1 protein-coding gene is annotated in these 221 nt (G+C 61.1%); it reads right to left on the bottom strand.

Annotated elements, in window-relative coordinates; translation table 11 throughout:
- Positions 1-27: 27 nt before the first annotated feature.
- The coding region (locus tag J2D73_RS20560) for a hypothetical protein (RefSeq protein WP_207884292.1) at positions 28-221 on the bottom strand (194 nt) is incomplete at its 5' end.

Consider the following 221-nt stretch of genomic DNA (forward strand, 5'->3'; position numbering starts at 1 on the left):
TGCGGCTTTGAGAATATCGCCCGATGATCACTTCGTCGCCAGTTGCGCTCCTCCGAACGCGCCAGCAGCGCGTACCAACCGATAAATGCGCCCTCTCGAAGTTTTTCCAGGCTGATCTTTGTGCCAGCCTGCTTCTCGCATTCGTCTGATCGGGCGCGCGCCTTGAAACGTCAGGGCTGGGCCGGACAGGCCGCGATGCGAGATGGCGGGTGCGCCATTCA

Source organism: Acetobacter sacchari (assembly GCF_017377715.1).
Lineage (GTDB): Bacteria > Pseudomonadota > Alphaproteobacteria > Acetobacterales > Acetobacteraceae > Acetobacter > Acetobacter sacchari.